Annotated in this window: 9 protein-coding genes; 6 read left to right on the top strand and 3 right to left on the bottom strand. The window is 68.2% G+C overall.

Annotated features, from left to right (window positions below):
- Positions 1 to 189 precede the first annotated feature (189 nt).
- Complete coding sequence (locus AC1RSK_RS23820; RefSeq protein WP_492910183.1) at positions 190 to 1,422, top strand: serine hydrolase domain-containing protein; 1,233 nt, start codon at positions 190 to 192, stop codon at positions 1,420 to 1,422.
- Here the strand turns inward: AC1RSK_RS23820 and AC1RSK_RS23815 are convergent.
- Together AC1RSK_RS23815 and AC1RSK_RS23810 are read right to left on the bottom strand one after the other, a co-directional pair.
- The gene (locus AC1RSK_RS23815; RefSeq protein ID WP_492910182.1) at positions 1,419 to 2,102 is read right to left on the bottom strand and encodes a hypothetical protein; all 684 of its coding nucleotides are present in this window, start codon (positions 2,100 to 2,102) and stop codon (positions 1,419 to 1,421) included. The genes AC1RSK_RS23820 and AC1RSK_RS23815 overlap by 4 nt on opposite strands.
- Before the next feature lie 59 nt (positions 2,103 to 2,161).
- The gene (locus tag AC1RSK_RS23810; protein ID WP_492910181.1) at positions 2,162 to 2,830 is read right to left on the bottom strand and encodes a hypothetical protein; all 669 of its coding nucleotides are present in this window, start codon (positions 2,828 to 2,830) and stop codon (positions 2,162 to 2,164) included.
- 70 nt (positions 2,831 to 2,900) lie between these two features.
- Here AC1RSK_RS23810 and AC1RSK_RS23805 point away from each other — a divergent pair, with 70 nt between their 5' ends.
- The 4 genes from AC1RSK_RS23805 to AC1RSK_RS23790 all read left to right on the top strand — a co-directional run bounded on the left by AC1RSK_RS23805 (position 2,901) and on the right by AC1RSK_RS23790 (position 4,815).
- Positions 2,901 to 3,131, top strand: a complete 231-nt coding sequence (locus AC1RSK_RS23805) for a BolA/IbaG family iron-sulfur metabolism protein (protein WP_492910179.1) — start codon at positions 2,901 to 2,903, stop codon at positions 3,129 to 3,131.
- Between the two features lie 8 nt (positions 3,132 to 3,139).
- Complete coding sequence (locus tag AC1RSK_RS23800; protein ID WP_492910178.1) at positions 3,140 to 3,970, top strand: aldo/keto reductase; 831 nt, start codon at positions 3,140 to 3,142, stop codon at positions 3,968 to 3,970.
- A 72-nt stretch (positions 3,971 to 4,042) separates the two neighbouring features.
- A complete protein-coding gene (grxD, locus tag AC1RSK_RS23795; RefSeq protein ID WP_492910176.1) occupies positions 4,043 to 4,387 on the top strand; it encodes a Grx4 family monothiol glutaredoxin in 345 nt (114 codons plus the stop codon).
- Positions 4,384 to 4,815 carry an acyl-CoA thioesterase gene (locus tag AC1RSK_RS23790; RefSeq protein WP_492910175.1) on the top strand — a complete coding sequence of 144 codons (432 nt, stop codon included), beginning with the start codon at positions 4,384 to 4,386 and terminating at the stop codon, positions 4,813 to 4,815. The genes grxD and AC1RSK_RS23790 overlap by 4 nt, the downstream gene beginning before the upstream one ends.
- Here the strand turns inward: AC1RSK_RS23790 and AC1RSK_RS23785 are convergent.
- Positions 4,793 to 5,146, bottom strand: a complete 354-nt coding sequence (locus tag AC1RSK_RS23785; protein ID WP_492910174.1) for a hypothetical protein — start codon at positions 5,144 to 5,146, stop codon at positions 4,793 to 4,795. The two genes, AC1RSK_RS23790 and AC1RSK_RS23785, sit on opposite strands and share 23 nt — an antisense overlap.
- 62 nt (positions 5,147 to 5,208) lie before the next feature.
- Between AC1RSK_RS23785 and AC1RSK_RS23780 the strand changes: the two genes are divergently transcribed.
- The gene (locus AC1RSK_RS23780) at positions 5,209 to 6,357 is read left to right on the top strand and encodes a serine hydrolase domain-containing protein (RefSeq protein ID WP_492910173.1); all 1,149 of its coding nucleotides are present in this window, start codon (positions 5,209 to 5,211) and stop codon (positions 6,355 to 6,357) included.
- Positions 6,358 to 6,382: the final 25 nt, after the last annotated feature.

Below are 6,382 nucleotides of genomic sequence, written 5' to 3'. Positions count from 1 at the left end.
CCCCCCCGCCCCCCCCCCCCCCCCCCCCCCCCCCCCCCCCCCCCCCCCCCGCCGGCGGGGACCCCCTCACCCGGCTTCGCCGGGAGCTCCCCCGAAGGGGGAGCAGACGTACCCAAGTTTCGACTTGGCCTTCAAACGCTTGTTCGGCCATGATGCGGCCAACAAACCAGAAACTGCGGAGACTTCAGGATGGACGCGCAATCGAACTGGACCGGCCTCGACGCCGACCGCCTGGAACGCATCGGCGAGCACCTCAAGCGCAACTACATCGACCCCGGCAAGATCGCCGGCTGCCAGATCGCCGTCACCCGCCACGGCCACCCCGCCTACAACGCCGTGTTCGGCAGCATGGACCTCGAGCGCAACAAGCCGCTGACCGAGGACACCATCTTCCGCATCTATTCGATGACCAAGCCGATCACCTCGGTCGCCCTGATGACCCTGTTCGAGCGCGGCTTCTTCCAGCTCGACGATCCGGTCAGCCGCTTCTTCCCCGAGTGGAAGACCCAGCGCGTCTGGGTCAGCGGCGAGGGCGACGAGATGAAGACCGAGGCGCTTGAGCGCCCGGTCAGCATCCGCGACGTCCTCACCCACATGAGCGGCCTGACCTACGGCGGCGGCCTGCCCGGCGTCGGCATCCAGCACCCGGTCGACAAGGTCTACCGCGCCCTCAAGATCCGCAGCATGGGTGGCGCCGACACCCTGCCCGAGTTCATGGCCAAGCTGGCCCAGGTCCCCCTGCTCTACCAGCCCGGGACCAAGTGGATGTACAGCCTCGCCACCGACGTCTGCGGCGCCCTGGTCGAGCGGATCAGCGGCGTGCCCTTCGACAAATACCTGCAGGACGTCATCTTCGATCCGCTGGGCATGGTCGACACCAGCTTCCAGGTGGCGCCGGAGAAGGCCCACCGCTTCGCCTCCAACTACCAGCGCAACCCCGACAAAACCCTCGGCCTGATCGACGACGCCGGGACCAGCGCCTACCTGGCGCCCGCCAGGTTCCTGTCCGGCGGCGGCGGCCTGACCGGCACCTGCGCCGACTACATGCGCTTCTGCGAGATGCTGCGCCGGGGCGGCGAGCTGGACGGGGTCCGCATCCTCGGCCCCCGCACCCTCGACCTGATGACCCGCAACCACCTGCCCGGCGACCAGGACCTGACCGAGATGGCGCTCGGAACCTTCTCCGAAACCGCCAACACGGGCGTCGGTTTCGGCCTCGGCTTTGCCAGCACCATGGACGTGGTCAGCACCGGCACGCTGGGCGAAGGCGACTTCTACTGGGGCGGCGCCGCCTCGACCATCTTCTGGGTCGATCCGCACGAGGAACTCAGCGTCGTCTTCATGACCCAGCTGATGCCGTCGGGCACCTTCAACTTCCGCGGCCAGCTCAAGAACATCATCTACTCGGCGATGGTGGACTAGCTTTTGGGCGGCGGCTCGGTGACCGGCTGGGCCTCCACCCAATCGCCGGGCCGCTCCTCGCGCACCCAGCGATAGCGCTCGGCGCTGTCGTGGTTGCCCTTGGGATCGACCCGGCTGGCGCTGGCGGCGGCGATCAGGCCGGCGCGGCCCTTGGCGGCGCAACCGCCCTCCTCGACCACCACGCCGGGGTAAGGTTCGAGCGTCTGGTGGCGCGGCTTGCCGCCTTCCGTCTTCGTTCCGTCTGGCGGCGGCGGACCGCATTTCAACCGCCAGGCGCGCAAGGCGATCACCCGGCCGCTCTGGTCCAGCCGGACGCCGTCGACGCCGTAGAAGCTGTAGTAGCCGTCCCCGGGATCGCTCGGACCTGTCTGGGCGACCTGGAAGTCGCTGGAAACAGCCAGCCTCATGGCCTTCATCAAGGCCGGATCGTTCTCCACCGCGTCATCTGGATGGGCCGCTCGGCCTCGCCGGACGATGAAGGCCTCGTCGCAATCCCAGGCCGGCAGGTCGAGCGCCGGATCGGCCGAACAGCCGTCGCCGGCCCACACCCCGTCCCGCGCCAGCGGCAGGGCGTCGCGGTCGGCGGCGAACAGCACCGGGGTCTTGGTGGTCAACACATCGTCGTTGCAGGCGGTCAGGCCCACGGCGGCGATGAACAAGGCAACGAATGACAGTCTCATCACGACCTCCTCACGCCCCCGTGAACAGTGCGTGAGAGTCGCGTGATTGTCCAGCCGTCCTATTTGTCTCCGTCGCGGACCCAGCGGCTGACGTCGTCCTTGTCGGTTCCGGTCTCATAGGCCGCCGACAGCCCGGCCGCGCCGATCAGCGAGGCCTTGTCGGCCGGGGCGCAGCCGGAGAGGTCGCTGTCCATGATGATCCCCGGCGAGGGCTCCAGCGTGCCGTAGCGCGGGTTGCCGTCCGGCTTCTTGGCATCCTTGGGCGGTGGCGGGCCGCACTGCACGATCCAGCCGCTGTAGGAAACGATCCGGCCCTCCTTGTCGTGCTTCAGCGGCCTGATGCCCATGTAGAGGTAGATGACGGCCTTCTTGCCGTCCTCACTGATCTTGTCGTCCTCGATGCGGATCTGCAGGACGCGCGGATCGCCGGCGGCCAGGATGAAGGGTACGTCGAACGCCTTGCCCTCGTCCCCGACGCCGGTCATCGACGAGCCCTTGACGACCAGCCAGTGGGCGCATTCGGGCCATTTGCTGGCCGGCGCCTTGATATCGACCTTGCAGTCCTTCTCCTCGCTGACCCACAGGCCCTCACGAAGCGTCGGCTTGCCCTGGTCCTGCGCCAGGAAGGTCGGCTCGGTGGTCACCACCATATTGCAGGCGGCCAGCGAGGCGGCGAGGCCTGCCCCGACCAGTCCCTTGAACGCCAGATGCGCGATCCGATGCCACATGCTTAATCCCCCTTGGAAGGCTATTAAGCATTATCCCCCATTGCTCGGCTGTCTACGAGGAGAGTCGCCCGTGCCCATGCCCGCCGCCGAACTGGAACGCCGCCTGACCGAGGCCTTTCCGGACGCCGAGATCACTATCACCGACCTGGCGGGCGACGGCGACCACTACAAGGCCCGTATCGTCTCTCCCGCCTTCGCCGGCCTGCCCCGGGTGCGCCAGCACCAGCTGGTCAACAAGGCCCTCGCCGACGTGCTCGGCACCGTGCTTCACGCCCTCGCCCTCGAAACCGCAGCCCCCTAAGGCGCCCCATGCGTTACCGCCCCTTCGGCGCCACCTACGGAATGGCCGTCTCGACGGTCTCCCTGCTGCTTGACGATTCCAGCCGCAGGTCGGCCCGCGACTGGCGTGAGCTGATCGACGCGGCCATGGGCGCCGGCATCAACGCCTTCGAACTGGCCGGCCATAGCGACGGCCTGCTCGACGCGCTTTCGCAGGCCCTGGGCGACATCGAGCGGCGGCTGCTGTTCCTGGCCTGGCGCGCCCCGACCATCGGAAACCTGGACGACGCCGCCGGCATGATCCTGCGCCGGTTGGGGACCGACTATCTCGATCTGGTCGTCGTCGAGGACCTGGGCCAGGTCGACTTCGCCCGCACCCTCAAGCACAGCCGCGCGGCGCGCCAGGTCGGCGTCGCCGGCTCCGGCGAAACCATGGACCTGGCGCTCGACAAGCCCGGCGTCGACTGCCTGATCACCCCCTACAGCCTGACCTCCGGCTGGAAGGAGCGGCATCGCCTGAAGGTGGCCTCGGAGAAGAACATCGCCGTCATCGCCCGCGACGTCTGTCCGGCCGAGCTGACCGGGGCCGACAAGCCCAGCCTGCTGAAGGGCTGGTTCAAGAAGAAGCCGAAGATCAGCCCCCGCAGCGCCTACCACTTCCTCGAGGACACCCACGGCTGGACCGGTGAGGAGATCTGCCTGGCCTTCGCCCTGTTCGAGCCGGCGGTGACCAGCGTGCAGATGGAGGCCGACAGCGTCGAGCGCGTCAACCGCCTGGCCGCCGTGCCCGAGCGCGACCTGCCCACCGGCGTGGCGGCGCAGATCGAAATGGCGCGCTTTTCCAACGGCGAGAAGTCCTAAACGTCGCGGGTTCTTGACCCGGAGCCCCTCGGCGCCTAGCTGAGGGATGAGTTTTCTTTGAGGATTTGTCCCATGTCCGACGCTGCTGTCGCCGATCGCGTCCAGGCCTTCATCGCCCAGGCCGTGGCCGAGAACCCCGTCGTGGTCTTCATGAAGGGCGAGCCGGAACAGCCGCGCTGCGGCTTCTCCTCGCTGGTGGTGCAGATTCTCGACCACCTGGAGGTCGATTTCGTCGGCGTCGACGTGCTGCAGTCCGACGACCTGCGCCAGGGCATCAAGACCTACAGCGACTGGCCGACCATCCCGCAGCTTTACGTCAAGGGCGAGTTCGTCGGCGGCAGCGACATCATCCGCGAGATGTACCAGGCCGGCGAACTGAAGACCTTCCTGCAGAGCCAGGGCGTTCTGCCGGCGTGAGCCGGACGCTTAGCCCGCCGGACGGCCGCCAGACCTTCAGCCTCGATTTCGCGCCCAAGCCGGCCGACATCGACGAAAACGGCCACGTCAACAACGTCGTCTACCTGGGCTGGATGCAGGACCTGGCCACCGGCCACTGGCGCGCCCGCCTGCCGCCCGAGGAACAGGCCAAATGGGCCTGGATCGCCCTGCGCCATGAACTCGACTACCGCCGCGCCCTGCTGCCCGGCGAGACCGCCGCCGGCGTCACCTGGCTCGGCGAGCGGCGCGGGCCGCGCTTCGACCGCTTCTACCGGATCGACGGACCGGGCGGTGAGATGTGCTCCCAGGGCCGTTCCGAATGGTGCCTGATCGACGCCGTCACCCGCCGCCCGGTCCGCGTGCCGGAGTGGATGGAGACGATGTTCAGCGAGATGCCAGCGGGTTGACGATGGCCACCGCCTGGCCGGGCTTGAGGCCCAGTTCGGCGTAGCTGAAGGCGATCTCCATCGGCTGCGGCGCGGCCTTGCAGGCGTCGATCCTTTTGCGCCCGAACGCCACCGCCACCCGATTGCCCGCCTTCTCGACGAACCAGACGATGTCGTCCTTGGCCGTGCAGCCGGTCGAGGTCACCCGGATGACCAGCACATCGGCCCGCACCTCGGCGGCCAGCAGCGGCTCCAGCTCGACCATGCCGGCGTCCGGCGAGGAATAGACGGCCTTGGTGGCGCAGGCCGAAACCAGCAGCAGGGCGGCGAGCAGGGCGTGGCGTCTTGTCATGCGACGAGCAAAGACAGACCCGTGGTTCTTGTCTAGCCTCGCCGCATCGTCCGGGAGGCTCCATGCGTAAAGTCGTCGCCGTTTTCGCCCTGCTGATGCTCGCCACGCCGGCCATGGCCAGGCCCTTCGACGGCAAGGCGCTCGACGCCAAGGTCGCCCGGGCCATGCGGGACACCGGGGCCAACGGCCTGGCCGTCGCGGTGATCGAGGACGGCAAGGTCGCCTATGTCCAGGCCTATGGCGCGCGCAACGCCAAGGGCGAGCCCCTGAGCCCCGACACGGTGATGTACGGCGCCTCCCTGACCAAGGCGGTGTTCGCCTACACCGTGCTGCAGCTGGTCGACGAGGGCGTCATCGATCTGGACGCGCCGATCTCGAAATACCTGGCCAAACCGCTGCCCGAGTACGCCGGCTTCGGCGAGGCATACGCCCCTTACGAGACCCTGATCGACGCGCGCTGGCGCCAGATCACCCCGCGCATGCTGCTGACCCACAGCGCCGGCTTCAGCAACTTCTACTGGGACAACCCGGGCGAAAAGCTGGTCATCCACTTCGACCCCGGCAGCCGCTACGCCTACAGCGGCGACGGCATGATCCTGCTGCAGTTCGTGCTGGAGAAGGGCCTCGGCCTCGATCTCGGCAAGGAGATGCAGCGGCGGGTGTTCGACCGCTTCGAGATGAACAATACGAGCATGACCTGGCGCCCCGACTTCGCCGCCGAACTGGCCGATGGCTGGAAGGCGGACGGTTCAGTCGAACCGCATGACGAGCGCAGCCGCGTGCGCGCCGCCGGCTCGATGGACACGACCATGTCCGACTTCGCCGCCTTCTCCGCCGGAGTCATGCGTGGCGAGGGCCTCAGCGCCGCCTCCCGCGCCGAGATGGTCCGGCCCCAGCTGGCCATCACCACCGCCAGCCAGTTCAACAGCCTGCAGCCGGAGCTGCCGCCCGCGAAACGCCGCCCGGACCTCGCCGCCGGCCTGGGCGTGATCGTCTTCGACGGTCCGCAGGGCCACGGCTTCTACAAGGGCGGCCACAACGACAGCACCGGCAACACCTGGGTCTGTGTCGAGAAGCGCCGCCGCTGCGTCGTCTTCCTGGGCAACGACGTGCGGATCGAGAAGGCCTACCCCGACCTCGTCCGCGCCGTGCTCGGCGAGACTGGCGTCCCCTACGACTGGGAATACGGCTTCACGCCGAAAGCCCCATAGAAAAAGGGCCCCGGATCGCTCCGGG

The sequence above is a fragment of the Caulobacter sp. GW821-FHT11A05 genome (assembly GCF_058809015.1).
Note: the sequence above shows the minus strand (reverse complement) of the source record. Positions and strands in the feature narration are given on the sequence as shown.

What these genes read in the sequence shown, in the direction of transcription:
- AC1RSK_RS23820 (WP_492910183.1), top strand. Translation starts at nt 190, where the DNA reads ATGGACGCGCAATCGAACTGGACCGGCCTCGACGCCGACCGCCTGGAA.
- AC1RSK_RS23815 (WP_492910182.1), bottom strand. Translation starts at nt 2,102, where the DNA reads ATGAGACTGTCATTCGTTGCCTTGTTCATCGCCGCCGTGGGCCTGACC.
- AC1RSK_RS23810 (WP_492910181.1), bottom strand. Translation starts at nt 2,830, where the DNA reads ATGTGGCATCGGATCGCGCATCTGGCGTTCAAGGGACTGGTCGGGGCA.
- AC1RSK_RS23800 (WP_492910178.1), top strand. Translation starts at nt 3,140, where the DNA reads ATGCGTTACCGCCCCTTCGGCGCCACCTACGGAATGGCCGTCTCGACG.
- grxD (WP_492910176.1), top strand. Translation starts at nt 4,043, where the DNA reads ATGTCCGACGCTGCTGTCGCCGATCGCGTCCAGGCCTTCATCGCCCAG.
- AC1RSK_RS23785 (WP_492910174.1), bottom strand. Translation starts at nt 5,146, where the DNA reads ATGACAAGACGCCACGCCCTGCTCGCCGCCCTGCTGCTGGTTTCGGCC.
- AC1RSK_RS23780 (WP_492910173.1), top strand. Translation starts at nt 5,209, where the DNA reads ATGCGTAAAGTCGTCGCCGTTTTCGCCCTGCTGATGCTCGCCACGCCG.